24 protein-coding genes are annotated in these 25,129 nt (G+C 70.2%); 10 read left to right on the top strand and 14 right to left on the bottom strand.

Translation table 11 applies throughout. The annotated features are described in order from the left end of the window. Positions 1 to 3: 3 nt before the first annotated feature. Positions 4 to 966, bottom strand: coding sequence for an ABC transporter substrate-binding protein (locus tag VO99_RS15410; RefSeq protein ID WP_375136396.1), 963 nt, complete (start codon positions 964 to 966; stop codon positions 4 to 6). Between the two features lie 23 nt (positions 967 to 989). After that, entirely contained in the window at positions 990 to 2,537 is a 1,548-nt protein-coding gene (gene hutH / locus VO99_RS15405; RefSeq protein WP_046113760.1) for a histidine ammonia-lyase, read from the bottom strand. Between the two features lie 49 nt (positions 2,538 to 2,586). Here hutH and hutC point away from each other — a divergent pair, with 49 nt between their 5' ends. Genes hutC through VO99_RS15385 form a run of 4 tightly spaced genes read left to right on the top strand, consistent with a single transcriptional unit; the run spans position 2,587 to position 6,133 of the window. Continuing rightward, positions 2,587 to 3,312, top strand: coding sequence for a histidine utilization transcriptional repressor HutC (gene hutC / locus VO99_RS15400; protein ID WP_046113759.1), 726 nt, complete (start codon positions 2,587 to 2,589; stop codon positions 3,310 to 3,312). A gap of 22 nt (positions 3,313 to 3,334) precedes the next feature. Further along, entirely contained in the window at positions 3,335 to 3,910 is a 576-nt protein-coding gene (locus VO99_RS28865) for a HutD/Ves family protein (protein WP_052736361.1), read from the top strand. Positions 3,911 to 3,935: 25 nt separating this feature from the next. After that, on the top strand, positions 3,936 to 4,736 hold the full coding sequence (hutG, locus tag VO99_RS15390; protein ID WP_046113758.1) for an N-formylglutamate deformylase: 801 nt from the start codon (positions 3,936 to 3,938) through the stop codon (positions 4,734 to 4,736). Continuing rightward, positions 4,733 to 6,133: a formimidoylglutamate deiminase gene (locus tag VO99_RS15385; protein WP_052736360.1), complete on the top strand. Its 1,401-nt coding sequence runs from the start codon at positions 4,733 to 4,735 to the stop codon at positions 6,131 to 6,133. Before hutG ends, VO99_RS15385 begins: the two co-directional genes overlap by 4 nt. Here the strand turns inward: VO99_RS15385 and VO99_RS15380 are convergent. The 3 genes from VO99_RS15380 to VO99_RS15370 are packed head-to-tail and all read right to left on the bottom strand — an operon-like array spanning position 6,130 to position 8,989. Next, a complete protein-coding gene (locus tag VO99_RS15380; protein WP_046113757.1) occupies positions 6,130 to 7,452 on the bottom strand; it encodes a TRAP transporter large permease in 1,323 nt (440 codons plus the stop codon). The two genes, VO99_RS15385 and VO99_RS15380, sit on opposite strands and share 4 nt — an antisense overlap. Then, entirely contained in the window at positions 7,449 to 7,943 is a 495-nt protein-coding gene (locus VO99_RS15375; protein WP_046113756.1) for a TRAP transporter small permease, read from the bottom strand. Before VO99_RS15375 ends, VO99_RS15380 begins: the two co-directional genes overlap by 4 nt. Before the next feature lie 11 nt (positions 7,944 to 7,954). Continuing rightward, positions 7,955 to 8,989, bottom strand: a complete 1,035-nt coding sequence (locus tag VO99_RS15370; RefSeq protein ID WP_052736359.1) for a TRAP transporter substrate-binding protein — start codon at positions 8,987 to 8,989, stop codon at positions 7,955 to 7,957. Positions 8,990 to 9,146: 157 nt separating this feature from the next. Here VO99_RS15370 and VO99_RS15365 point away from each other — a divergent pair, with 157 nt between their 5' ends. Beyond that, entirely contained in the window at positions 9,147 to 9,707 is a 561-nt protein-coding gene (locus tag VO99_RS15365; RefSeq protein ID WP_046113755.1) for a YaeQ family protein, read from the top strand. A 5-nt stretch (positions 9,708 to 9,712) separates the two neighbouring features. Here VO99_RS15365 and VO99_RS15360 read toward each other — a convergent pair whose 3' ends face one another. Both VO99_RS15360 and VO99_RS15355 read right to left on the bottom strand, forming a co-directional pair. After that, positions 9,713 to 10,138, bottom strand: a complete 426-nt coding sequence (locus VO99_RS15360; RefSeq protein ID WP_046113754.1) for a VOC family protein — start codon at positions 10,136 to 10,138, stop codon at positions 9,713 to 9,715. Between the two features lie 31 nt (positions 10,139 to 10,169). Next, positions 10,170 to 12,302 (bottom strand): putative bifunctional diguanylate cyclase/phosphodiesterase, encoded by a 2,133-nt coding sequence (locus tag VO99_RS15355; protein WP_198156957.1) that lies wholly within the window; start codon positions 12,300 to 12,302, stop codon positions 10,170 to 10,172. 187 nt (positions 12,303 to 12,489) lie between these two features. Between VO99_RS15355 and VO99_RS15350 the strand changes: the two genes are divergently transcribed. Beyond that, positions 12,490 to 14,628 (top strand): prolyl oligopeptidase family serine peptidase, encoded by a 2,139-nt coding sequence (locus tag VO99_RS15350; RefSeq protein WP_046113826.1) that lies wholly within the window; start codon positions 12,490 to 12,492, stop codon positions 14,626 to 14,628. Continuing rightward, on the top strand, positions 14,625 to 14,912 hold the full coding sequence (locus tag VO99_RS15345; protein WP_046113753.1) for a GNAT family N-acetyltransferase: 288 nt from the start codon (positions 14,625 to 14,627) through the stop codon (positions 14,910 to 14,912). Before VO99_RS15350 ends, VO99_RS15345 begins: the two co-directional genes overlap by 4 nt. Here the strand turns inward: VO99_RS15345 and VO99_RS15340 are convergent. Further along, the gene (locus tag VO99_RS15340; protein ID WP_046113752.1) at positions 14,909 to 16,621 is read right to left on the bottom strand and encodes a long-chain fatty acid--CoA ligase; all 1,713 of its coding nucleotides are present in this window, start codon (positions 16,619 to 16,621) and stop codon (positions 14,909 to 14,911) included. The genes VO99_RS15345 and VO99_RS15340 overlap by 4 nt on opposite strands. Before the next feature lie 114 nt (positions 16,622 to 16,735). On the opposite strand from VO99_RS15340, the gene VO99_RS15335 reads away from it, so the two are divergent. After that, positions 16,736 to 17,254, top strand: coding sequence for a 3'-5' exonuclease (locus VO99_RS15335; protein ID WP_046113751.1), 519 nt, complete (start codon positions 16,736 to 16,738; stop codon positions 17,252 to 17,254). Positions 17,255 to 17,263: 9 nt separating this feature from the next. On the opposite strand, the gene VO99_RS15330 is transcribed toward VO99_RS15335, so the two are convergent. After that, on the bottom strand, positions 17,264 to 18,139 hold the full coding sequence (locus VO99_RS15330) for an SDR family oxidoreductase (protein ID WP_157039579.1): 876 nt from the start codon (positions 18,137 to 18,139) through the stop codon (positions 17,264 to 17,266). 137 nt (positions 18,140 to 18,276) lie between these two features. Between VO99_RS15330 and VO99_RS15325 the strand changes: the two genes are divergently transcribed. Continuing rightward, positions 18,277 to 19,338: a CDP-6-deoxy-delta-3,4-glucoseen reductase gene (locus tag VO99_RS15325; protein WP_046113749.1), complete on the top strand. Its 1,062-nt coding sequence runs from the start codon at positions 18,277 to 18,279 to the stop codon at positions 19,336 to 19,338. A gap of 21 nt (positions 19,339 to 19,359) precedes the next feature. Here VO99_RS15325 and VO99_RS15320 read toward each other — a convergent pair whose 3' ends face one another. Further along, positions 19,360 to 20,316, bottom strand: a complete 957-nt coding sequence (locus tag VO99_RS15320) for a CsgG/HfaB family protein (RefSeq protein ID WP_232315376.1) — start codon at positions 20,314 to 20,316, stop codon at positions 19,360 to 19,362. A 142-nt stretch (positions 20,317 to 20,458) separates the two neighbouring features. On the opposite strand from VO99_RS15320, the gene VO99_RS15315 reads away from it, so the two are divergent. Beyond that, positions 20,459 to 21,463: a Bug family tripartite tricarboxylate transporter substrate binding protein gene (locus VO99_RS15315; protein WP_046113748.1), complete on the top strand. Its 1,005-nt coding sequence runs from the start codon at positions 20,459 to 20,461 to the stop codon at positions 21,461 to 21,463. 38 nt (positions 21,464 to 21,501) lie between these two features. On the opposite strand, the gene VO99_RS15310 is transcribed toward VO99_RS15315, so the two are convergent. From VO99_RS15310 to VO99_RS15295, 4 genes are read right to left on the bottom strand one after another with little or no spacing between them, the layout of a single operon-like run. Beyond that, entirely contained in the window at positions 21,502 to 22,218 is a 717-nt protein-coding gene (locus VO99_RS15310) for an ABC transporter ATP-binding protein (RefSeq protein ID WP_046113747.1), read from the bottom strand. A gap of 15 nt (positions 22,219 to 22,233) precedes the next feature. Next, positions 22,234 to 23,010: an ABC transporter ATP-binding protein gene (locus tag VO99_RS15305; protein ID WP_046113746.1), complete on the bottom strand. Its 777-nt coding sequence runs from the start codon at positions 23,008 to 23,010 to the stop codon at positions 22,234 to 22,236. A 20-nt stretch (positions 23,011 to 23,030) separates the two neighbouring features. Beyond that, positions 23,031 to 24,113 (bottom strand): ABC transporter permease subunit, encoded by a 1,083-nt coding sequence (locus tag VO99_RS15300; protein WP_046113745.1) that lies wholly within the window; start codon positions 24,111 to 24,113, stop codon positions 23,031 to 23,033. 15 nt (positions 24,114 to 24,128) lie between these two features. Further along, complete coding sequence (locus VO99_RS15295; RefSeq protein WP_046113744.1) at positions 24,129 to 25,052, bottom strand: branched-chain amino acid ABC transporter permease; 924 nt, start codon at positions 25,050 to 25,052, stop codon at positions 24,129 to 24,131. Positions 25,053 to 25,129 lie beyond the last annotated feature (77 nt).

The raw sequence follows: 25,129 nt of genomic DNA, 5'->3' as shown, positions 1-25,129 counted from the left end.
GGATTACTTGATGAACTGGGTGTCGGCCAGCTTCGCCAGATCGGGGATCTGCTTGATGATGCCCACCTCCAGCAGCAGGTCGGCCGCTTCCTTGCTGAACTGCTGGTGCTCGCCGGCGAAGAACTTCTGGTTGGCCGCGCGGTCCTGCCAGCGCAGGAACTTCTGCGAGTTCTCGAAGGCCTCGGCCGTCTGCTTGACGTCGGCGCCCATGATCTCGAAGGCCTTCTTCGGGTCGGCCTTGATCATGTCCAGCGCATCGAAGTAGGCATTGGCGAAGCCCTGAGCGGCCTTGGCGTTGTCGGCCAGGAACTTGGGCGTGCAGCCGAAGGTGTCCATCACCATCGGGTAGTCCAGCGTGGTGGCGATGATCTTGCCGGCCTCGGGCTTGGCGCGAACGCTGCTCAGGTAGGGCTCGTAGGTCATGCCGGCGTCGATGCCGCCGGTGCCGGCCAGGAAGGCATTGGCCACCGGCTGCGGCTCCAGCGTGAGCACCTTCACGTCCTTGATGGACATGCCGTTCTTCTTCAGCATCCAGGCCGCACCGAAGTACGGCGCGGTGCCCGGCGCGCTGGCCGCCAGCGTCTTGCCCTTCAGGTCGCTGATCTTCTCGATGCCGGGCTTGACCACCATGCCGTCGGCGCCGTAGCTCTTGTCCATCTGGAAGATCTGCGTGCCCGGCACGCCGTTGGTGTTCCAGACGATCCAGGTCTCCACCGTGGTGGCGGCGCACTGGATGTCGCCCGAGGCCAGGGCCAGGTGGCGGTCCTTCTGCGGGATCTTCTTGATGGTGACGTCCAGCCCGTGCTTCTTGAACAGGCCCGCCTCCTTGGCCAGCGTGAGCGGGGCGAAGCCCGTCCAGCCGGAGATGCCGATGGCCACCTTGGTTTCCTGCGCCTGGGCCAGGCTGGCGGCGGCCGCGCAGGCCAGGAGGGCGACGGTACGGAAGGCGGAGGCTTTGGACATCATGGGTGCTCTTGAAGGATGAAGGTTCAGGCCGGGATCCACAGGGCCGGCAGCGCCGGCAGCGTTCGCAAGATGCGCGCCAGTGCGCCGCTGGTCACCAGTGCGGTGGCGCGTTCGATGTCCGGCGCCAGGTAGCGGTCCACCGCCACGCTGGGGCACTGGCTGCGCAGCAGCGCATGCACTTCCTCCAGCGCGGCGGAGCTTTGCAGCGGCCGCAGGAAGTCGATGCCCTGCGCGGCGGCCAGCAGCTCGATGCCCAGGATGTGCGCGGTGTTGCTGATCATGGCCTGCAGCCGCCGCGCCGCGAAGGTGGCCATCGACACATGGTCTTCCTGGTTGGCCGAGGTGGGCAGGCTGTCCACGCTGGCCGGGTGGGCCAGCGACTTGTTCTCGCTGGCCAGCGAAGCCGCCGTCACGTGGGCGATCATGAAGCCGCTGTTCAGGCCCGCATTGGCGGTGAGGAAGGGCGGCAGCCGCGACACGCCGCTGTCGATCAGCATCGCGATGCGGCGCTCGGCGATGGCGCCGACTTCGGCGATGGCCAGGGCCATGCCGTCGGCCGCCAGCGCCACCGGCTCTGCATGGAAGTTGCCACCCGAAATCATGGCCCCGTCTTCCGCGAACACCAACGGGTTGTCCGTCACCGCATTGGCTTCCCGCACCAGCACCAGCGCCGCATGGCGCAACTGGTCCAGACAAGCGCCCACCACCTGGGGCTGGCAGCGCAGGCAATAGGGATCCTGCACCCGGTCGTCGCCCTCGGCATGCGACGCGCGGATGGCACTGCCCTGCAGCAGCGCGCGGTAGTACTGGGCGACGTCGATCTGGCCCGGCTGGCCGCGCAGCGCATGGATGCGCGGATCGAACGGGCCGTCGCTGCCGCGGGCGGCGTCGATGGTGAGCGCGCCCACCACCAGCGCCGACTCCAGCACCGGCTCGAAGGCCAGCAGCGCATGCAGCGCCAGCGCGGTGGAGGTCTGCGTGCCGTTGATGAGCGCCAGCCCTTCCTTGGCGGCCAGCTTCAGCGGCGCGATGCCCGCTTCCTGCAGCACCGGCAGCGCGGGGCGGCGCTGGCCATCGACCAGCATCTCGCCTTCGCCCATCAAGGCCAGCGTCATGTGGGCCAGCGGCGCCAGGTCGCCCGAGGCACCCACCGAACCCTGGCTGGGCACATAGGGCACCAGGCCAGCATTGAGCACGGCCAGCAGCATGTCGATGACCACCGGCCGCACGCCGGAATGCCCGCGCGCCAGGCTGGCGGCCTTGGTGGCCAGCATCAGCCGCACCACCGGCGGCTGCAGCGGCGCGCCCACGCCCACGCTGTGCGAGCGGATGAGGTTGAGCTGCAGCGTGTCGAGGTCGGCTTCGCTGATGCGCTGGTTGGCCAGCTTGCCGAAGCCGGTGTTCACGCCATACACCGGCGCGCTGCCGGCAGCGGCAGCCTGCACCACCGCGGCGCTGGCCTGCACCGCGGCCGCCGCATGCGGCGCCACGGCGAGGCTGACATGACCTGCGTGTACTGCCTGCAGGATTTCGAGCGTGAGGCGCCCAGGGTCGAGTTCGATCGCAGTCATCCTGCAGACTCTACTTGTCTATACAACTTCCGGCAAGTAGGATCTGCGCATGGCGACCAAGACCACCCCCTCCACCGCGCCCGCGCCCTATGCACGGGTCAAGCACTACCTCAAGCGCGAGCTGGCCAAGGGCCGCTGGACGCCGGGCACGCTGATGCCCTCGGAGGCGGAGCTGGTGCAGCGCTTCAGCGTCAGCCGCATGACCGTCAACCGCGCGCTGCGCGAGCTGCAGGCCGAGGGGCTGGTGAACCGCGTGCAGGGCTCGGGCACCTATGCGGCGCAGCTGCACCGGGTGTCGTCCACCCTGACGATACGCGACCTGCAGGAGGATATCCAGGCGCGCGGCCACGAGCACCGGGCCGAGGTGCACCTCAAGCGCGAGGAAACCGCCACCCCCGCGCTGGCGCAGCAGCTGGGCATTCCGGCAGGCTCGCCGGTGTTCCACACCCTCATCGTGCACCACGACAACGGCGTGCCGCTGCAGTGCGAGGACCGCTACGTCAACCCCGCCTGCGCGCCGGGCTACCTGGACGCCGACTTCAGCCAGATCACGCCCACGCACTACCTGCTGGACGTGGCCCCCACCTGGGAGGCGCACTACGCCATCGAGGCCAGCGCCCCCACCGCCGAGGAAGCCCGGCTGCTGGGCATCCGCCGCGACGAGAGCTGCCTGATGATCGTGCGCCGCACCGAGAGCCGCGGCGTGGGCATCACGCTGGCGCGGCTGGTGCATCCGGGCAGCCGCTACCTGATCGAAGGCCATTTCAAGCCCTGAACGCCTGCCCGCCCCGCCCGCCATGTCCGTCCAGCTGATCGACCTCTTCCGCCAGGCGCCCGAGCCCTGGCGCAATGGCGGCGGCCGCACCCGCGAGCTGCTGCGCCGACCGGCCGCGGGCACCGACTGGGCGCTGCGCATCAGCGTGGCCGACATCGACCGCGACGGCGACTTCTCCGCCTTTCCCGGGGTGCAGCGCTGGTTCGTGGTGCTAGAGGGCGCGGGCGTGGTGCTGCAGTTGCCCGGGGCCGAGCACACGCTGCGCACCGGCAGCCCGCCGCTGGCCTTCGATGGCGCGGCCGCACCCGGCTGCCGGCTCATCGACGGCCCCACGCGCGACCTGAACCTGATGGTGCAGCGCGGCCGCGGCACGCTGTGCACGGTACAGCCCGGCGTGGAATGGGCGGAACCCTTCGATGCCCGCGGGCTCTTCACGGTCAGCGGCGGCCTGTGGCACCCGCGGCAGGGCGATGCGGTGGTGGTGGCACCCTTCACCCTGCTGTGGTCGGACGCCGCCATGCCCTGCCGCTTCGAGCCCGTGGCCGCCCCCGGTCCCGGCCTGCCCTGCGGCTGGTGGATCGGGCATGCCGCCCGCTGACAGCCGCCGCATCACACAACCTGCCATGACCGACGACACCTCCTTCACCCTGCACCGCGGCAGCCGGCCGCTGCTGGTCAGCGTGCCGCATGCCGGCCGCGAGATTCCGCCCACGCTGGCCGACCGCTACGTGCCGCGCGCCCTCCATGTGGAGGACACCGACTGGCACCTGGACCGCCTGTACGACTTCGTGCGCGAGCTGGGCGCCAGCCTGCTGGTGCCGCGCTACAGCCGCTACGTGGTCGACCTCAACCGGCCGCCCGACAACACGCCGATGTACCCGGGCGTGAACAACACCGAGCTGTGCCCCACCCGCTTCTTCACCGGCGAGCCGCTGTACCGCGAAGGCCAGGCGCCGACGCCCGAGGAAGTGCAGCTGCGCGTGGGCCGCTACTGGCGGCCGTACCACGATGCGCTGGCCGGCGAGCTGCAGCGGCTGCGCACCGAGCATGGGCACGTGGTGCTGTTCGATGCCCACAGCATCAAGAGCGAGCTGCCCTGGCTGTTCGAAGGCACCCTGCCCGCGCTCAACCTGGGCACCGCCGACGGCACCGCCTGCGCACCTTCGCTGCGGGACGCCCTCACCGCGGTGATGGCCTCGCAGCAGGTGCACAGCCATGTGACCGACGGCCGCTTCAAGGGCGGCCACATCACCCGCCGCTACGGCCAGCCGGCGCAGGGCGTGCATGCGGTGCAGCTGGAGATGTGCTGGCGCTGCTACATCGAGGAAAGCACGCCGGCCGAATGGCATGCGCTGCGCGCGGGCGAGATCACGCCGCTGCTGCGCAAGCTGGTGGACACCATGCTCGACTGGAAGCCGGCTTGAACGCGACCGGCCCGACCTGGTGGGCGCCACGCGCCTGGCTGCCCGGCGGCTGGGCTGACCGCGTGCTGCTGCAGGCCGATGCCAGCGGCCATTGGTCGGCCATCACGCCCGGCGTGGCCACGCCGCCGCCCGGGGCGCAGCGCCTGGCCGGCCCGGTGCTGCCCGGCCTGGTGGATGCGCACAGCCATGCCTTCCAGCGCGCCTTCGCCGGCCTGGCCGAGCGGCGCGAACAGCAGGCCGACGACTTCTGGGGCTGGCGCGACCGCATGTACCAGGTGGCGCTGCGCATCACGCCGGCGCAGTTGCAGGCCATCGCCGCGCAGCTCTACATCGAGCTGCTGCGCGGCGGCTACACGCAGGTGTGCGACTTCCACTACCTGCAGCACGACGAGCAGGGCCGGCCCTATGCCGACGACCCGCTGGCCATGAGCTGGGCGCTGGCGGAGGGGGCCGGCAGCGCGGGCATCGGCCTGACGGTGCTGCCGGTGCTGTACGAGCGGGCCGGCTTCGCCCAGCCTTCGCTGCGCCCCGACCAGCGCCGCTTCGCCACCACGGCGGAGAGCGTGTGGCAGGCCTGCCAGCGCATCGCCGCCGCCGGCCGGCCGCTGGTCGACGCGGGCCTGGCGCTGCATTCGCTGCGGGCGGCCGCGCCCGAGTCCATCCACCGCCTGCGTGCGCTGGCGGCCGACTTCAGCGGCCCGCTGCACATCCATGTGGCGGAGCAGACGGCGGAGGTGGACGACTGCCTGGCCGCCACCGGCCAACGGCCCATCGAATGGCTGGCCGCGCAAGACCTGCTGGACGGGCGCTGGCAGCTGGTGCATGCCACCCACACGGTGCCGGCGGAGATCGACGCGGTGGCCGCCAGCGGTGCCGGCGCGGTGATCTGCCCCAGCACCGAGGCCAACCTGGGCGACGGCCTGGCCGACCTGCCCGGCTGGCTGGCCGCCGGCGTGAAGCTCACGCTGGGCTCCGACAGCCATGTGACCCGCGACTGGCGCGAGGAGCTGCGGCTGCTGGAATACGGCCAGCGTTTGGCACGCCGCCAGCGCAACGTGAGCGCCGCACCCACGCAAGGCCAGCCCGCCACCGCCGAGCGGCTGTGGCAGCGCATGCAGGCCGGCAGCGGCGCGGCCGCTGGCTTCAGCCACTGGGGCCTGCAGCCCGGCGCCCGCGCCGACCTGCTGGTTATCGACGAGGCCGACGACGCACTGCGCGGCCTACCGCCCACGCACCTGCTGGACGCCCTGGTGTTCTCCAGCCCCACCACCGCCTGGCGCGACGTGATGGTGGCCGGACGCTGGGTGCTGCAGGCCGGCCGGCATGCGCAGGCCGAGGCGGTGGCGCAGCGCTTCGAGGAGGTGATGGTGCAGCTGTGGGGGCAGGCCGCCGCCTAGAAGAAGGCCTGCACCAATCCCAGGCTCAGCACCGGGAACATCAGCAGCGCCAGCACCCGCAGCACGTCGCTGGCCAGGAAGGGCAGCACGCCCTTGTAGGTCTCGCTCATCGGCACGTCCTTGGCGATGCTGTTGACCACGTACACGTTCAGCCCCACCGGCGGCGCCACCAGGCCGATGCCCACCGTCATCAGCACCAGGATGCCGAACCAGATGGCCTTGGCCTCGGGCGCCAGGCCCCACAGGTCCAGCGCCATCACGGTGGGAAAAATCACCGGGATGGTCAGCAGCAGCATCGACAGCTCGTCCATCACGCAGCCCAGCAGCACGTAGCTGAACAGGATGGCGCCCACGATGGCCAGCGGCGGCACCTGCAGGTGGCCCACCCAGTCGGCCAGCTGCGCGGGCATCTGCGTCAGCGCCAGCGCGGCATTCATCATGTCGGCGCCCAGGAAGATCATGAACACCATGGCCGAGGTCTCGGCCGTGCCCAGGAAGCTGCGCTTGAGCGCGCCCCAGCCCAGTTCGCCGCGCAGCGCGCCCACCACGAAGGTGCCCAGCGCGCCCACGGCCGCACCTTCGGTGGGCGAGAACAGCCCGCCATAGATGCCGCCGAACACCACCAGGAAGATGGCCACGATGGGCCAGATGCCCAGCAGTGCCTGCCAGCGCGCCGGCCAGGTGGTGGGCTCGCTGGGCGTGGCCAGCGCGGGCCGCAGCCGGCAATACACGCCGATCACCACGATGTAGCCCAGCGTGGCGATGAGCCCCGGCACCATGGCCGCGGCGAACAGCTTGGCGATGTTCTGCTCGGTGAGGATGGCATACACCACCAGCGGCACCGAAGGCGGAATCAGGATGCCCAGCGTGCCGCCCACGGCCAGCGAAGCGGTGGACAGCCGGCCCGCATAGCCGTGCCTGCGCATCTGCGGGTAGGCCACCTGCGTGATGGTGGCCGAGGTGGCCACCGACGAGCCGCACACCGCGCCAAAGGCCGCGGCGCTGAGGATGGCCGCCATCGCCAGCCCGCCGCGGATGTGGCCGACGAAGGCCGCCGCCGCCTTGAACAGGTCGCGGCTCAGGCCGCCCTGGGTGGCGAACTGCCCCATCAGCAGGAACAGCGGGATCACGCTCAGGTCGTACACCGTCAGCCGCGCCACCGCGCTGCCCTTGAGCATGTTCAGCAGCGCCAGCTCGTTGGTCATGGCCCAGTAGCCGATCGCCCCGGGCACGAACATCGCCACCGCGATCGGCGTGCGGATGGCCATCAGCACCAGCATGGCGCCGAACATCGTCAAACCCACGGTCGCAGCGCTCATTCGGCGGCGCCCACGAAGGCCGGCTGGCCGCGCCAGTGGCGGGCGGCCTGCCACAGCGCGATCACGCCGGTGAGCGCCAGGCCCGGCGCGAGGATGGCGTAGCTCCACCACATCGGCAGGCCCAGGATCATGGTCTGCTCCTGCGCCTGCGCCACCGACACCGCGCCCACCGCGCTGCGCCAGGCCAGCAGCCCGGCCATCACCGCCAGCAGCAGGCTGCCCAGGCCGTCCAGCCGCCGCAGCGTGCGGGCCGAGGCCCGCTGGGTGAAGAAGTCCACGATGATGTTGGCCCCGCGCAGCTGCGCCCACGGCAGGCACAGCGCGATGGCCAGGCCGATGCCGAGCTGGGTCAGCTCCACGTCGCCCGGCACCGGGCTGGACAAGGCGGCACGGCCGCTGATGCTGCCCACCACCATCAGCGCCACGCCGCAGGCCACCAGGCCGCCGGCGCACGCGAACAGCGCCGCCAGGCGGCGCAACACGCTCTGCATCACGGCGCGGCTCAGTTCTTGTACTTGACCAGCAGGTCGCGGGCGTCCTGCAGCATCTGAGCGCCCGGCAGGCCGCGCTTGTTCATGTCGGCCACCCACTCCTCATACAGCGGCGCGCTGGCCTTGATCCACTGGTCCACCTCGGCCGGCGGCAGCGTGTAGAAGGTGTTGCCGCGGTCCACCGCGGGCTTGCGGCCCACGGCCTGGCTTTCGTCCCACACCTTGCCGGCGAAGGCCGACAGCACGGCGCCGCTGCGCTTGTCGATGATGGCCTTCAGGTCGGCGGGCAGGCCGTCGTACTTCGCCTGGTTCATCGCCAGGATGAAGCCGGCCGAGTACAGCGCCGGGCGCGACGGATCGGTCTCGGTGTGGTACTTCACCATCTCGTGCAGCTTGACCGACGGGATCACCTCCCAGGGCAGCGCGAAGCCGTCGATGGTGCCCTTGCTCACCGCATCGGCCACCGCGGGCAGCGGCATGCCCACCGGCGTGGCGCCGAGGGAGGCCAGCAGCTTGTTGGTCTGGCGGGTGGGCGCGCGCAGCTTCAGGCCCTTCAGGTCGGCCAGGCTCTTGATCTGCTTGTCGCGGGTGTGCAGGTAGCCTTCGTCGTGCACGCTGAACATCAGCGGCTTGACGCCCGGAAACTCCTTGGTGGCGTACTTCTGGTAGAAGTCCCAGGACGCCCTGGCGCCGGCCGAGGCCGAGTTGTTCATGAAGGGCAGCTCGAACACCTCCATGATCGGGAAGCGGCCGGCGGTGTAGCCGGGCAGCGTGAAGGCGATGTCCACCACGCCGTCGCGCACCTGGTCGATCAGCTGCGCCGGCGTGCCGCCGAGCTGCATCGCCGGGAACACCTGGCACTTCAGGCGGTTGTTGGAGTCGGCGGCGATCTGGTCGCAGAAGGGCTGCAGGATCTTCGTCGGCGGCATGGCGGCCGGCGGCCAGAAGTGGTGCACCTTGAGCGTGACCTCCTGGGCCTGCGCGCCGCCGATGGCAGCCAGCACGGCACATGCGGCCAGGGCCAGGCGTTGCTTGAAGAGGCTCATCGGTGTACTCCTTGCAGTGGCGGGTGGAGAAGAAAACGGCGCAGTGTCCGACACCACCCCGCCCGCCCCGGAACGGGATTACCCGGGCCGCGTGCGATCAGCGCACACCGCAGGCACCACCGACAGGTGCCGGCGCTGTGGCACAGTGGCGCCCCTCATGGCCATCAAGTCCACCATCTTCAAGGCGCAGCTGCAGATCGCCGACATGGACCGCGGCGTCTATGCCGACCATGCGCTGACCATCGCGCGCCACCCTTCGGAGACCGACGAGCGCATGCTGATGCGCGTGCTGGCCTTCGCCCTCAACGTGCCCGCCAACGACGACCAGGGCCGGCTGGAGCTGGCCAAGGGCATCTCCGACACCGACGAGCCCGACCTTTGGCAGCACGACCTGAGCGGCCAGCTGCTGCACTGGGTGGAGGTGGGCCAGCCCGACGACCGCCGCATGATCAAGGCCGCCGGCCGCGCGCAGCGGGTGACGGTGATGGCCTATGCGGCCAGCACGCCGATCTGGTGGGCCGGCCTGCAGAACAAGGTGGCCCGCGCGGCGCGGCTGGCGGTGTGGCAGGTGCCGGCCGAGCAGAGCCAGGCCCTGGCCACGCTGGCGCAGCGCACGATGCAGCTGCAGGTCACGGTGCAGGACGGCACCGTGTGGGTGAGCGACGGCCAGCAGTCCATCGAGGTGGAGCCGCAGGTGTTGAAGGCCGCGACCGCCTGAACCGCCTACTTGGCGAAGACCTGGCTGCGGTCGGCGAAGGCCTTGAACTCCAGCGCGTTGCCCGAAGGGTCGAGGAAGAACATCGTGGCCTGCTCGCCGGGCTCGCCCTTGAAGCGCACGTAGGGCTCGATCACGAAGCGGGTGCCCGCGGCCTTCAGCCGGTCGGCCAGCGCATGCCATTCGGGCAGCGTGAGAATGGCGCCGAAGTGCCGCACTGGCACGTCGTGCCCATCCACCGGGCTGTGCTCGCGGTGGCCGCATTCCTCGGGCGCCAGGTGGGCCACGATCTGGTGGCCGTGGAAGTCGAAGTCCACCCAGGCGTCGGAGCTGCGGCCTTCGGGGCAGCCGAGCAGCCCGCCATAGAAGGCGCGGGCCTCGGCCAGGTCACGCACCGGAAACGCGAGGTGGAACAGCGGTTGGGGGGCGGTCATGGAATGCTTCCTGTGGAACGGAAGCACGACGTTAACCCGCTTCGCAAAGCCCCGGCAGCGGCTGCAGGCGCTGCAGGCGCCACGCCTCGAAGGCGGCCAGGTCCATCGGCCGGCCGGTGTGGTAGCCCTGCACCAGGTCGCAGCCGGCCTGGCGCAGCACCTGCAGCTCGGCCGCGGTCTCCACGCCCTCGCCGGTCACCTTCAGGCCCAGGCCATGGCCCAGCTGCACGATGGAATGCAGCAGCTCGCAGCGGCGGGCGTCGGCATGCACCTCGGTGACGAAGCTGCGGTCGATCTTCAGCTCGTGCATCGGCAGCCGCTGCAGGTAGGCCAGCGACGAATGGCCGGTGCCGAAGTCGTCGATGGCCAGGCCCACGCCGGTGTCGGCCAGCGCATGCAGCACGGTGATGGGGTCCTGCCCGCTGTCCATCAGGCCGGTCTCGGTCAGCTCCAGCTGCAGCCGCCAGGGCTGCACGCCATGCTCGGCCAGCAGGCGCGACACCCGTTGCGGCAGCGACAGGTCCTGCAGGTCATGCGTGGAGATGTTGACGGCGATGGTCAGCGCCTGCTGGTCCTGCTGCCAGCGCGCCAGGGTGCGCACCGCCTCGCGCATCATCCAGTCGGTCACCTGGCCGATGCGGCCGGTGCGTTCGGCGAAGGGCACGAACTCCCCGGGCGGCACCCAGCCGCGCTCGGGATGGCGCCAGCGCACCAGCGCCTCCGCGCCGCTGAGCACGCCGGCCGGCGACAGCTTGGGCTGCAGGTACTGGTGCAGCTGGCCCTGCTCGATGGCCTCGGTGAGCGCCGACAGCAGGCTCAGCTGCGACTGGCGCGACGCCTCCAGCGACGGCGCATACACCGCGCAGCCCACCCGCAGCCGCTTGGCCTCGAACAGCGCCTGCTCCGCATGCCGCAGCAGCTGCTCCACCGCCACGCCATGCGCCGGGAACATGGCCACGCCGGTGGTGATGGACAGGTCCAGCGATTCGCCTTCCCAACGCACCTGGTGCTCCACCTCGCGCTTCATCGCCAGCGCCATGTCGCGCGCGCTGGCGGTGTCGGCGGTGGGTACCAGGGCGGCGAAGGTGCCGCCGGCCACGCGCGCCAGCCGGCCTTCGTCGCCGATGACCGCACGCAGCCGCTCGGCCGCATCGCGGATCACGGCATCGCCGGCATCGAAGCCGAGGATGCCGTTGATGGTCTTCAGCCGGTCGATGTCGAAGCACAGCAGCGCGGCCTGGCCACGGCTGGCGTCGGCCGCGGCCAGCACCCGCTGGCCCTCGGCCACGAAGCGCGGGCGCTGGGCCAGGCCGGTCAGGCCGTCGGTGTTCACCAGGCGATGGATGCGCAGCTCCCGCTCGCTCACCGCCTCGGCCAGGGTGTTGAGGGCGGCGGCCACCCGGCCCACCTCGTCCTGGGTGCTCACCTCGACGCGGCCGCGATAGTCGCCCCGCGCGATGCGCCCGGCCGCGGCCTCCGCCCGCTGCAGCGGCCGCGCGATGCCCTGGGTGACCCGCAGCGCAAAGGCGGCACCGGCCGCCAGCGCGGCCAGGCACAGCAGCAGCACCACCATGCGGTCCCGGCGCAGCCGCTGCTGGGTCTGGCGTGCCTCGGCCGCGGCGGCCCGCTGCTCCGCGCGATTGAAGCCGTCGCGCGCATCGGCCAGCAGGGCCAGCGTGTCCTGGGTGTCCAGCGCCAAGGTGGTGCGGGCGCTGGCCACGTCCCCGGCCTCGTAGAAGTCCAGCGTGTCGCGCGAGGCGCGCAGGTATTCGGTCATGCGCGCGCGCACCGCCTCGAAGGACTCGCGGCGCGGGCCTGCGGGCAGCAGCACTTCCAGCGTTTCTACCGCCGCGCGCAGCCGGGCATTGGCCGCCGCGATGCCCATGCGCACCTGGTGCGGGTTCTGCGGCACATCGCTCAGCAGGTGCAGCAGCTGGCGGGTGGAGGCATCGGCCTCGCGGCCGATGTCGCCGGTCAGGCTCACCAGGCGCAGCTGCTCGCGCGCCAGGCGCTCCAGCGCGGCGGAGGCGTTCTGCATGCGGTTGAGTGCAAAGCCCGCCAGGCCCAGCAGCAGCATCAGCAGCACCGCGAAGGCGAACACCAGGCGTACACCGATGCGGTCGGCAAAACGGGGGCGGGCCACTGACGCAACACGATCACTCATGGCTCGCATATCGGCAGGCTCGCAGCGAACTTGTGTCAAAGATGCGGCTTTGACCGGATTGACGCGATTGGACCGGGCGGGCACGCCGCTGGCCGTGCGCCCCTATGATGGTTTTTTCCCACCCACTGTCAGGGCCGCTGGCCCGCCGCCAACGATGCGCCGCTGGTTTGCCGCCCTGCTCGCCTGCATGACCCTCCACAGCCCCGCCCCCGCCGCCCCGCCCGCGCCTGCCGCCGATGCCTTCGGCTGGCTGGAAGAGGTGCAGTCCGATGCCGCCCTGGACTGGGTGCGCGCCCGCAACGCCGCCACCCGGGAACAGCTGGCCGGCGACCCGCGCTTCGCGCCGATGCGCGACAAGTTGCGCGAGATCCTCGACAGCAAGGCGCGCATTCCCGCCATCGCCCGCCGCGGCGATGCGCTCTACAACTTCTGGCGCGACGAGACGCACCCGCGCGGCCTGTGGCGGCGCACCACGCTGGCCGAGTACCGCAAGCCGGAGCCCGCCTGGGAAACCGTGCTCGACCTGGACGCACTGGCCGCGGCCGAGAAGGAGAACTGGGTGTGGGCAGGCGCCACCTGCCTGGGCCCCGACTACCGCCGCTGCCTGCTCAGCCTGTCGCGCGGCGGCGCCGATGCCACCGTGGTGCGCGAGTTCGACAGCGTGACCAAGCAGTTCATCGAGGGCGGCTTCCATCTGCCCGAAGCCAAGTCCCGCCTGGAGTGGGCCGACGAGAACACGCTGTACGTGGCCAGCGACTTCGGTCCCGGCTCGCTCACCGATTCCGGCTACCCGCGCGTGATCAAGCGCTGGCAGCGCGGCCAGCCCCTGGCGGCCGCGGTGACGGTGTTCGAAGGCGAGAAGGCCGATGTCTCGGTGGGCGTGTCGGTGGACCGCACGCCCGGCTTCGAGCGCACGGTGTTCAGCCGCGCCACCGACTTCTACAACGCGCTGGAATTCCTGCTGGTGCGTGAAGCCGGCGCCGACAGGCTGCTGCCCATCGACAAGCCCACCGACGCCAGCCTGGGCTTCTGGCGGGAGCGTGCCGTGCTGGAGCTGCGCACCGACCTGAAGGTGGGCGACACCACCTGGCCACGCGGTGCGCTGCTGGCCACCTTCGCCGACGACATGCTGCGGCGCCCACCGGCCGAACGCCGCTACGTGCCGCTGTTCCTGCCCTCGCCCACGCGCTCGCTGGCCGGCTACACCGTGAGCGCGCAGCGCCTGCTGCTGACCCTCAGCGACAACGTGGCCAGCCGGCTGGAGGAGCTGACCCCCGGGGCCGACGGCAGCTGGCAGCGGCGGCCGATCGACGCGCCCTTCCCGGGCACCCTGGGCGTGAGCACGCTGCACGACCCGCTGCTCAAGGACGACCCGCTGGCCGAGCACTACCTGCTGACGGCGGTGGACTTCCTCTCGCCCGAGACCTTGTCGCTGGGCCGCACCGGCACCGACGAGCGCGAGGTGCTCAAGGCCTCGCCGCGCTTCTTCGACGCCGCCGGCATGCGGGTGGAGCAGCGCTTCGCCACGTCGAAGGACGGCGCGCGCGTGCCCTACTTCATCGTGTGGCCACCCGGCGCCAAGGAGGACGGCGACAACCCCACGCTGCTGTACGGCTACGGCGGCTTCGAGGTGCCGCTGCAGCCCTGGTATGCCGCGGCCAGCGGCAATGTGTGGGGCGGGCATGGCGGCGTGTTCGTGGTGGCCAACATCCGCGGCGGCGGCGAGTTCGGGCCGGCCTGGCACCAGGCCGCCATCAAGGCGGACAAGCAGAAGAGCTACGACGACTTCATCGCCGTGGCCGAGGACCTGGTGGCCCGCAAGGTGACGCGGCCACGGCGCCTGGGCATCCAGGGTGGCAGCAACGGCGGCCTGCTGGTGGGCGCGGTGATGCTGCAGCGGCCCGACCTGTTCAATGCGGTGCTCTGCCAGGTGCCGCTGCTGGACATGCAGCGCTTCCACCTGCTGCTGGCCGGTGCCAGCTGGATGGGCGAATACGGCAACCCCGACGACCCGGCCGACTGGGCCGTGATCTCGCGCTACAGCCCCTACCAGGTGCTGCAGCGCCTGCCCAAGGGCACCGCCCTGCCGCCGGTGCTGTTCACCACCTCCACCCGCGACGACCGGGTGCATCCCGGCCATGCCCGCAAGATGGCGGCGCAGATGGAAGCGCAGGGCTACTCCCCGCTGTACTACGAAAACATCGAGGGCGGCCACGGCGGCGCCGCCGACAACGCCCAGCGTGCCGACATGATGGCCCTGGGTTATGTGTTCCTCTGGCAGCGCCTGGGCGATGCACAGGCCGCCCTACCCAAGGTGCAACCATGAGCAGCGACGACGACGTGAAGGTGACCCATGACGCGGCCGCAGGCCGCTTCCAGGCGGTGGTGGACGGCCAGCGCTGCGAGCTGGACTATGTGCTGCAGGGCGACGTGGCGGTGATGCACCACACCGTGGTGCCGCGCGCCCTGGAAGGCCGCGGCATCGCCAGCCGCATGGCCCGGGTGGCGCTGCAGCATGCACGCGAGGCCGGCTGGCGGGTGCAGCCCAGCTGCAGCTTCATGGCGGCCTACATGCGCCGCCATCCGGAGACCCAGGACCTGCTGGCCTAGGGCGACGGTGCCTTGGCCGGCTCCTGGTCCTGCAGCAGCCGCCACATCACCTTGCCCGAGCCGCTCTTGGGCAGCGCCTCGACGAACTCCACCACGCGCGGCACCTTGTAGGCCGCCATGTGCTCACGGGCCCAGTCGATGATGTCCTGCTCCGACGTGTGGCCGCGGGCCTCGGCCTTGAGCACCACCACGGCCTTGACGCTTTCGCCGCGGTAGGCGTCCTTGGTGCTGATGACGCAGGCCTCCTGCACCGCCGGGCACTTGAACAGCAGCAGCTCCACCTCGCTGGGCCACACCTTGAAGCCGCTGGCGTTGATCATCCGCTTCAGGCGGTCGGTGATGAAGAAGTAGCCTTCCTCGTCCATGCGGCCCAGGTCGCCGGTGCGGAAGAAGGGCTTGCCGTCGATCTCGATGAAGGCGCGTGCGGTGGCGTCGGGATGCTTCCAGTAGCCCTTGAACACCATCGGGCCGTGGGTCACGATCTCGCCCACTTCGCCCACCGGCACTTCGGCCAGCGTGTCGGGGTCGATCACGCGGCTGTCGGTGCCGAACAGCGGGATGCCCAGGCATTGCAGCTTGGCCCGCTCGGGCGGATTGGCATGCGTGGGCGCGGCCGTCTCCGTCAGCCCGTAGCCTTCGGCGAACGTGAGGCCGAACTCGGTCTTCAGCCGCTCGGCCACCGCTGCCGGCATCGCCGCACCGCCACCCGACAGGTAGAACAGGCTGGTGAGGTCGAAGCTGCGGTAGTTGGGGCTGCCGAACAGGTCGATGATCATCGTGGGGATGCAGGTCCAGTGCGTCACCCGATGGCGCGAGATGAGTCGGCCGGCCAGCTCGCGGTCCCAGCGCGGCATGATCACCACGGTGCTGGCGGTGTAGATGGGGCTCAGCACGCCGTACAGCATGCCGGTGATGTGGAAGAAGGGCACCACGCCCAGGCTCACCGTCTCGGGGCTGGCATAGCCCCACACCGAGCCGCCCACGATGTTGGGCATCAACGTCATGTGGGTATGCAGGCAGCCCTTGGGCAGGCCGGTGGTGCCCGAGGTGTAGGGCAGCAGCACCAGGTCGTCGGGCTCGGCGGTGTGCGGGCCCGGCACATGGCCTTCGGCCAGCGCATCCGGCCAGCGCTCATGCCCCGGCAGCGGCGCATGCTCGGCCATCAGCCACTGCTGCAGCGCCGGTGAAGGCGCTTCCTCGGCGGGGATGCCGGCTTCGGGCATGGCTTCGGCAAAGCGCGTGACCAGCACATGGCGCAGGCGCTGCGCCTCCGGCAGGGCCTCGTTGGCCTGGGCCACGATGCCGGCCAGGTCGGCGGTGGTGATCACCACGCGCGCATCCGGATCGGTGATGTAGTGGCCGAACTCGTCGGCGCGGTTCATCGGGTTGACCGGCACCACCACCGCGTTGGCCCGCACGATGGCATAGAAGGCCACGACGAACTGCGGACAGTTCTGCATGTACAGCAGCACCCGGTCGCCCTTGCCCACGCCGCGGCTCTGCAGCCAGCCGGCCAGGGCTTCGGCGCGCTGCTGCAGCTGCGCGAAGCTCATCGGCTGGCCAAGGAACAGGTACGCCGGCTTGTCGGGAAAGCGGCGCGCGGCCACCTCCACGTTGAACCACAGCGACGTGCGCGGCACGGCCAGTTCACGCGGCAGGCGGCGCGGCCAGATGGCGTGGTGCGGTCGGACGGCGGCGGTCTGGGTCATCGGGCAGGCTCCTTGGATGGGCGGGCCCACGGGTGTACCGCAGTGCCGCGGGCGGGGCATCGGCTCTTTCCCTGGATGCCTTGTCGCGCTGGTTACACCGCCCTATGCTCGGGCATGAACGCCACCGAAGCCCCCGCCGAAGCCCCTTGCGTGCTGGACATGGAAGCCTCCGGCTTCGGCCGCAACAGCTACCCGGTGGAAGTGGGCGTGGCCCTGCCCGATGGCCGCGCGCTGTGCACGCTGATCCGTCCTCAGCCCGAATGGACGCACTGGGACGACAGTGCCCAGGACCTGCACGGCATCTCGCGCGAGACGGCGCTGCTGCACGGCCGCAGCGCCCGCGCGGTGGCCGAGCTGCTCAACCGCGAGCTGGCCGGCCGCACCGTCTACACCGATGCCTGGGCGCACGACTACGCCTGGCTGGCCACGCTGTTCGAGGCCGCCGGCCTGCGCCCGGCCTTCAAGCTGGAGCATGTGCGCATGCTGCTGGACGAGGAGCAGACGTCCTCCTTCGACGAAGCCCTGCGCGTGGTGAGCGAGGAGCTGCATGTCACGCGGCACCGCGCCAGCAACGATGCGCGCACGCTGCAGCTGGCCGTCATGCGCCTGCGCCAGCAGGCGGGCGCGCATTGACCCGCCGGCTCATCGCAGGCCGTCCAGCACCGTCGGATGGTGGAGTCGCAAGCGCAGCTCCTGCTTGAGGCGCCGGTTGTCCAGCCGGCGCGACTCGGACAGGAAGCTCATCTGCATCGGCGACAGCTCGGCCATCGCCTCGGCCCGTGAGCGGCGCGGCGGCCGCGGCAGGCCATGCAGGTCGGCCACGGCATCGAAGTAGTCGCCCATCTTCAGCTCGGTGTCGTCGCTGGCGTGGTAGATGCGCTGCGGCGCGCCGCGCAGCAGCGCGGCCACGCAGGCCCGGGCCAGGTCGTCGGCATGGATGTGGTTGGTGTACACGTCGTCGGCCTCGGCCAGCACCGGCGTGCCGCGCCGCACCCGCTCGCGCGGATCGCCGCCCTCGCGGTCCAGCGCATAGATGCCCGGCACCCGCAGCACGCTGACCGCCGCGCCGGTCATCAGCCCGAACGCCCGCACGCGCCGCTCCGCGTCCACCCGCCGTCGGCCGCGGGCGGTGGCGGGCCGCGGCGCGCGGGTTTCGTCGAAGCGGGCGCCGCCGGCATCGCCATACACGCCGCTGGTGCTCATGTAGACCAGTCGCCGCGTGCCGCCGCCGCGCGCCAGCGCTTGCAGCAGGTGGGCAGTGCGCAGGTCATGCTCGCCCTGCGCGGCCGGCGGCGCCAGGTGCAGCACCCGGGGCGCCAGGCTGGCGATGCGCTGCAGGCTGCCCGCATCGTCCAGGTTGCCGACCACTGGCACGGCGCCCGCCGCCCTCAACGCATCGCACCGGTCGGGACTGGAGGTAAGCGCCACCACGCCCCAGCGCCCGGCCAGCAGCCGCAGCACCCGCAGCCCCACATCGCCGCAACCGACGATCAGGAGTTCCGGGCGGGCACAGGGCATGGCGTGGCGGGGCATGGCGGCAACGGGGAGGCAGGGCGGCACGGAGAAGGGCGGCGGCGCGGCGCCCCAAAACGGCAGGGGCACAATCGGGAGGCGCACCTGCCCGGGTCGCGCCTTATCCGCTTCTTCATTCCATCATGACTTTTTCCATCACCGTGCAGCCGGCCGGCGTGTCCTTCGACGTGCCGCGTGACGACACCATCCTGGCCGCCGCCATCGGCGCCGGCATCGGCCTGCCCTACGGCTGCAAGGACGGCGCCTGCGGCTCCTGCAAGAGCCGGCTGGTGGAGGGCCGCGTGATCCACGGGGCGCACCAGAGCAAGGCCTTGTCGGCAGCCGAGGAGGAGGAAGGCCTCATCCTCACCTGCTGTGCCACGCCGCAGACCGATTGCGTGATCGAGGCCCGCACCGTGCCCGGCGCCGGCGAATACCCGGTGCTGAAGATGCCGGCCCGCGTCAGCAGCCTGCAGAAGGTGGCGCCGGACGTGATGCTGATGCGCCTGCAGCTGCCGGCCAACGTGGCCTTCCAGTACCACGCGGGCCAGTTCGTCGAGTTCATCCTGCGCGACGGCTCGCGCCGCAGCTACAGCATGGCCAATGCGCCGCTGACGCCGCCACCCACCACCGGCGATGCACCGCCGCCGGCCGGCAGCATCGAGCTGCACCTGCGCCACCTGCCCGGCGGCAAGTTCACCGACCATGTGTTCGGTGCGATGAAGGAACGCGAGATCCTGCGCGTGGAGGGCCCGTTCGGCAGCTTCTTCCTGCGCGAGGACAGCGACAAGCCGATGGTGCTGCTGGCCTCGGGCACCGGCTTCGCACCCATCAAGGCCATCATCGAACTGATGCGCGCCAAGGGCATCGAGCGGACCGTCAAGCTGTACTGGGGTTGCCGCAGCAAGGCCGACCTGTACCTGCATGACTGGGCGCTGGAGGCCGCCGCGACGCTGCCCCGGCTGGAATACATCCCGGTGCTGAGCGACGCCAAGCCCGAGGACGACTGGTCCGGCCGCACCGGCTTCGTGCATCACGCGGTGATGGCCGACCTGCCCGACCTCTCGGGCTGGCAGGTGTATGCCTGCGGCGCGCCGGTGATGGTGGAGTCGGCGCAGCGCGACCTGGTGTCGCGCTGCGGCCTGCCGGAAGAGGAGTTCTACGCCGACGCCTTCACCAGCGAGGCCGACAAGCACGGCGGCTGAAGCCGCCGCGCTGCGCGCCGATCACTTCGGCGCCGTGGTGGCGGTGGCCGGCTTCTTCGCCGGTGCAGGCTTGCGGGTGCTGGCCGGCGCCGGCTTGGCGGGCTGCTGTTCCATCTCCTGCGCAGCGGCGGTGCTGCCGCCCTGCACGCCCAGCGCACCACCGGTGCCCAGGCCGCCCTTGACGGTCTGCGCCTTGTAGTTGCGCACCGCCTTCACCAGCTGGTTGTACGAGTCGGCGAAGGCCGCGATGATGATCTTGCCCTCGGGCGAGTTCGAGTAGCCACCCGCACCGCCGCCCAATGCGCCACCGAACAGGCCGCCCATCAGGTTGAAGTCGGTGTTCTTGGCCGTGCCTTCGGCCGCCGCCAGCTGCACGCCGGAGCGGTTGTCGATCATGATCAGCGTGGTGGCCGCCTCGTTGGTCTTCAGGCCGCCGGCCACCGCGCCCAGCAGGCCCAGGCCGCCACTGAAGCCGCCCAGCGCACCACCCATGCCGCCGGTGTTCTGGCTGAACTGGATGCTGGGGCTCATCGTGTAGTCGGCCGCCACCATCTGGCCCTTGCCGAAGTTGCTGTTGCCGCGCATCTCGCCGGTGTCGCGCAGCGCGCGCTCGGTGTTCATGTTGTTCATCGCGGCGCCGCGTTCCACGATGACGAAGCAGTTGCTCTGCTGGATCATCATGCGGATCACCGGCACGGTGGAGCCCAGCTTGTAGTTGCGCAGGTACTGGTACCAGGTGGCGTTCTGGTCTTCCACCACCGCCAGGGTGCCCAGCGACTGGTCGCACTTCTCCAGCGCACTGTTGGCGTTTTCGGTGGTGGCGCCGCCCGCGGCGCCGGTCACGGCCGACTTGGAGCCACCGCCCACTTCGGGTTGGGTGGACACGCAACCCGCCAACAAGGCCACGGTGCCGCCGGCCAGCAGCAGCGTACGCAGCAAGGGGTTCAGGGTCGGACGCTTCTGCATGGATGTGTTCATCAAGTTTCTCCTGCTCTCAAAAGGCATTGTCGTTGTAACAGCCGACCAATCCAATCCCGAGTATTGCGGTACTAAGTCGCGCCGCCTTTCACGAATAGGAGGGGGTTGACAAGCCGCCGAGTGCGTTAGGCTCGCGGCCGACATGAAACGCCGCACCTCACTCAAGCTCCTCAGCGCCCTCACGGGCACCGCCGGCCTGGCCGGCCCCGCGGCCGTGTTCGCACAGCCCGCCTCCTCCAACGTGATCCGGCTGGTGGTGCCCTATCCGCCGGGCGGTCCGCTGGACGTCATCGCCCGCGCGCTGGCGCAGGCGGTGCAGGGCACGCTGGGCACGGTGATCGTCGAGAACCGCGCCGGCGCCGGCGGCAACCTCGGTGCCGACCTGGTGGCCAAGGCCGCGCCCGATGGCCGCACCATCGGCATCGGCGCGGTGGCCACGCATGCCATCAACCCGTGGCTGTTCCGCCGCATTCCCTACGACCCGATCCGCGACTTCTCGCCCATCACGCTGGTGGCCCAGGTGCCCAACGTGCTGGTGATGAATGCCGAGACGGCCGCGCGGCTGAAGATCGAGAACCTGCGCGACCTGATCGGCTATGCCAAGCGCAACCCGGGCAAGCTCAACTACGGCTCGGGCGGCAACGGCAGCGCGGGGCACCTGGCCGGCGAGATGTTCAAGTCGCAGGCCGGCGTGTTCATGGTGCACATCCCGTACGCGGGCGGCAACCCGGCGCAGCTGGCGCTGCTGTCGGGCGAGGTGGACCTCAACTTCGACAACCTGGCCACCGCCTCCACCAACATCAAGGCCGGCAAGCTCAAGGCCCTGGCGGTGACCACCGCCAGGCGGGCCAGCGCCATGCCGGAAGTGCCCACGGTGGCCGAGGAAGGCCGCGCGCTGGGGCTGGCCAGCTTTGACATCAACACCTGGTTCGGCCTGTTCGGCCCCGCCGGCCTGCCGGCCGAGACGGTGCAACGCATGAACCGCGCCTTCATCGACGCGATGGGCCAGCCCGACGTCAAGGCCCGCCTGGCCTCGCTGATGGCCGAAGCCTCGCCCACCACGCCGCCGCAGTTCGCGGCCTTCGTGAAGGCCGAGCTGGCCAAGTACGAGAAGGTGGTGAAGGCTTCAGGCGCCACGGTGGACTGACCGCGGCGGCAAGCCCAGCGGGCCTGGGGGGCTCCAGTTCACTCGCCCAGGTAGGCCGCCCGCACCTTCGGATCGTTGAGCAGCATCTTCGCCTCGCCGGTCATCGTGATCTCGCCGCTGTCCATCACGTAGCCGCGATTGGCCAGCGACAGCGCGCGGCTGGCGTTCTGCTCCACCAGCAGGATGGTGACGCCCTGCTTGTGGATGGTGTCCACCACCTCGAAGATCTTGTCGACCATGATGGGCGACAGGCCCATCGAAGGCTCGTCCAGCAGCAGCACCTTGGGCTTGGCCATCAGCGCGCGGCCCATGGCCAGCATCTGCTGCTCGCCGCCGGACATGGTGCCCGCCAGCTGGTTGCGGCGCTCCTTCAGCCGCGGAAAGATGCCGAACACCTTGTCGATGTCGGCCTCGATCTCGCGGTCGTTGCGGATGAAGGCGCCCATCTGCAGGTTCTCGGTGATGGTCATGCGGGTGAAGGTGCCGCGACCCTCCGGCACCATCACCAGCCCCTGCTTGACCAGGTCCCAAGGGCCCTGGCCCTTGATGGACTTGCCCAGGTAGAGGATGTCGCCCGCGCCCACCGGCTGGATGCCGGTGACTGCCTTCAGCGTGGTGGTCTTGCCGGCGCCGTTGGCGCCGATCAGGCTCACCAGTTCGCCTTCGCGCACCTCGAAATTGATGCCCTTGACGGCCTGGATGCCGCCATAGGCCACCTTGAGCCCCGTGATCTGGAGCAGCGTGTTCTTCGTCATCGTGTGCTCCGGCGATCAGTGGGTGGCGTGTCCGGCGCCGAGGTAGGCCTCGATCACCTTCTCGTTCTTCTGCACCTCGGCCGGCGTGCCTTCGGCGATCTGCTTGCCGTAGTCCAGCACGGTCAGCCGGTCGCACAGGCCCATCACCAGCTTCACGTCGTGCTCGATCAGCAGGATGGTGCGGCCGTCCTCGCGGATGCGGTTGATCAGCTCGCGCAGCGTCACCTTCTCGGTGGCGTTCATGCCAGCCGCGGGTTCGTCCAGCGCGATGAGCTTGGGGTCGGTGGCCAGCGCGCGGGCAATCTCCAGCCGGCGCTGGTCGCCGTAGCTCAGCGTGCGCGCCTTGTAGTCGGCGTAGCGGCCCACGCCGACATAGTCCAGCAGCTCACGGGCACGCTCGGTGATCTCGCGCTCCTCCTGCTTGAAGCGGCCGGTGCGGAACACAGCGCCGCCCAGGCCGGACTTGGTGCGCACATGGCGGCCCACCATCACGTTCTCCAGCGCCGTCATCTCGGCGAACAGGCGGATGTTCTGGAAGGTGCGGGCGATGCCGGCCTTGGCCACCTCATGCACCGCGGTGGGCTGGTAGGTCGCGCCGCCGAGCTTGAAGGTGCCGGAGTCGGGCGTGTACAGCCCGGTGAGCACGTTGAAGAAGGTGGTCTTGCCGGCGCCGTTGGGGCCGATCAGGCCATAGACCTGGCCGGGCTGGATGGTGATGCCCACGTCCGACAGGGCCTGCAGGCCGCCGAACCGCTTGGACACACCGCTGACTTCGAGTACGGGATTGCTCATGTTCGTGTCGTCCTGGTTCCTCAAGCCTTGACGGGGGTCGGGGCTGCCTTGCCGTGTTCGGGCGAGGGCCACAGGCCGCGGGGACGGACCAGCATGATGATGATCATCGCGGAGGCGATCAGCAGCTGGCGCAGGATGGCGGCGTCCAGCCGGCCGCCGGTCATCTGCTGCAGCGGGCCGGCCACGTAGCGCAGCACCTCGGGCAGCGCGGCCAGCATCACCGCGCCCAGGATCACGCCCGGCAGGTGGCCCAGGCCACCCAGCACGATCATGGCCACGATCATCACGCTTTCCATCAGGCTGAACGATTCGGGCGAGACGAAGCCCTGGAAAGCCGCGAACATCGAGCCCGACACGCCACCGAAACTGGCGCCCATGCCGAAGGCCAGGAGCTTCATGTTGCGGGTGTTGATGCCCATGGCCTTGGCGGCGATCTCATCCTCGCGGATGGCCATCCAGGCGCGGCCGATGCGGGAGGTCTCGAGCCGGTGGCAGATCACCACGCTGACCACCACCAGCAGCAGGAACAGGTAGTAGTACATCGTCACCGACGGGATGGTGAAGTCGCCGATCTGCAGCGACTTGCCGAAGTCCAGTCCGAAGATGCGCATCGAGTCGATGCGATCGAGGCCCCGCGGGCCGTTGGTGATGTTGACCGGGTGCTCCATGTTGTTCATGAACACGCGGATGATCTCGCCGAAGCCCAGCGTGACGATGGCCAGGTAGTCGCCGCGCAGCTTGAGCACCGGCGTGCCCAGCAGCACGCCCGCCATCGCCGCGAGCAACGCCGCAAGCGGCACCACCAGCCAGATGGGCGTGTGCAGGCCGTTCGGAAACATCGCCTTGAAGCCCTCGAAGGTCTCCGACAGGTGCGGCGAGGCCAGCAGCGCGAACATGTAGGCGCCCACCGCGTAGAACGCGACGAAGCCCAGGTCCAGCAGGCCGGCGTAGCCGACCACGATGTTCAGGCCCAGCGCCAGCAGCACGTACAGCAGCGCCGACGACATGATGCGCACCCAGCCCGCGCCGAACTGGCCGGCGAAGATCGGCAGCGCGATCAGGAACGCGGCCGCGATGAGAAAGAGGACGAACTTGTTCTTCATGTTGCTGCCCCCGCGTCAGGCACGGTCGGCCACGCGCTCGCCCAGCAGGCCCGAGGGGCGCAGGGTCAGCACGAGGATCAGTGCGATGAACGCGAAGATGTCCGCGTAGTGGCTGCCCAGCACGCCGCCGGTCAGCTCGCCGAGGTAGCCCGCGCCGATGGCCTCGATCAGGCCCAGCAGGATGCCACCCACCATGGCGCCGGTGAGGTTGCCGATGCCGCCCATCACCGCGGCGGTGAAGGCCTTCAGCCCGGGCAGGAAGCCCATGGAGTGCTGCACCGTGCCGTAGTTGAGCGCCCACATCATGCCGGCGATGGCGGCCAGCGCCGCGCCGATGATGAAGGTGGCCGAGATGACCATGTCGGGCCGCACGCCCATCAGCGAGGCCACGCGCGGGTTCTCGGCGGTGGCGCGCATCGCGCGGCCGAGCTTGGTCTTGTTCACCAGCCACAGCAGCGCGGCCAGGATGACGCCGGTGGTGACCAGGATCAGCAGCTGCGTGACGCTGATGACCGCGCCGCCGAGGTCGATCGGATCGGTGGGCAGCAGCAGCGGGAAGGGCTTGGGATTGGGCTTCCACAGGATCATGGCCAGCGTCTGCAGCAGCAGGCTCATGCCCATGGCGGTGATCAGCGGAGCCAGGCGCGGCGCATTGCGCAGCGGGCGGTAGGCGAGCTTCTCGATGGTGAAGTTGAGTGCCGAGCACACGAAGATGGCGCAAGGCAGCGCGATCAGCAGCAGCGCCCAACCGGGCAGGCCGCTGTCGGCGAGGAAGGTGACCACCGTCCAGCTGGTGAGCGCACCCACCATCAGCACTTCCCCGTGCGCGAAATTGATCAGGTTGATGATGCCGTAGACCATCGTGTAGCCCAGTGCCACCAGCGCATACATGCTGCCGAGCACCAGACCGTTGATGATCTGTTGAAAGAAGATATCCATTGGGAAAGTAGCCTCCGGTAGGTCCCGCGCCATGCCTCCTCATGGGAAGGCATTGCTCTTGTCCAGGTGGTAGCAAG

The organism is Aquincola tertiaricarbonis, assembly GCF_000969605.1.
Taxonomy (GTDB): Bacteria; Pseudomonadota; Gammaproteobacteria; order Burkholderiales; family Burkholderiaceae_C; genus Aquincola; species Aquincola tertiaricarbonis.
This window is presented reverse-complemented; position numbering and strand designations above follow the sequence as displayed.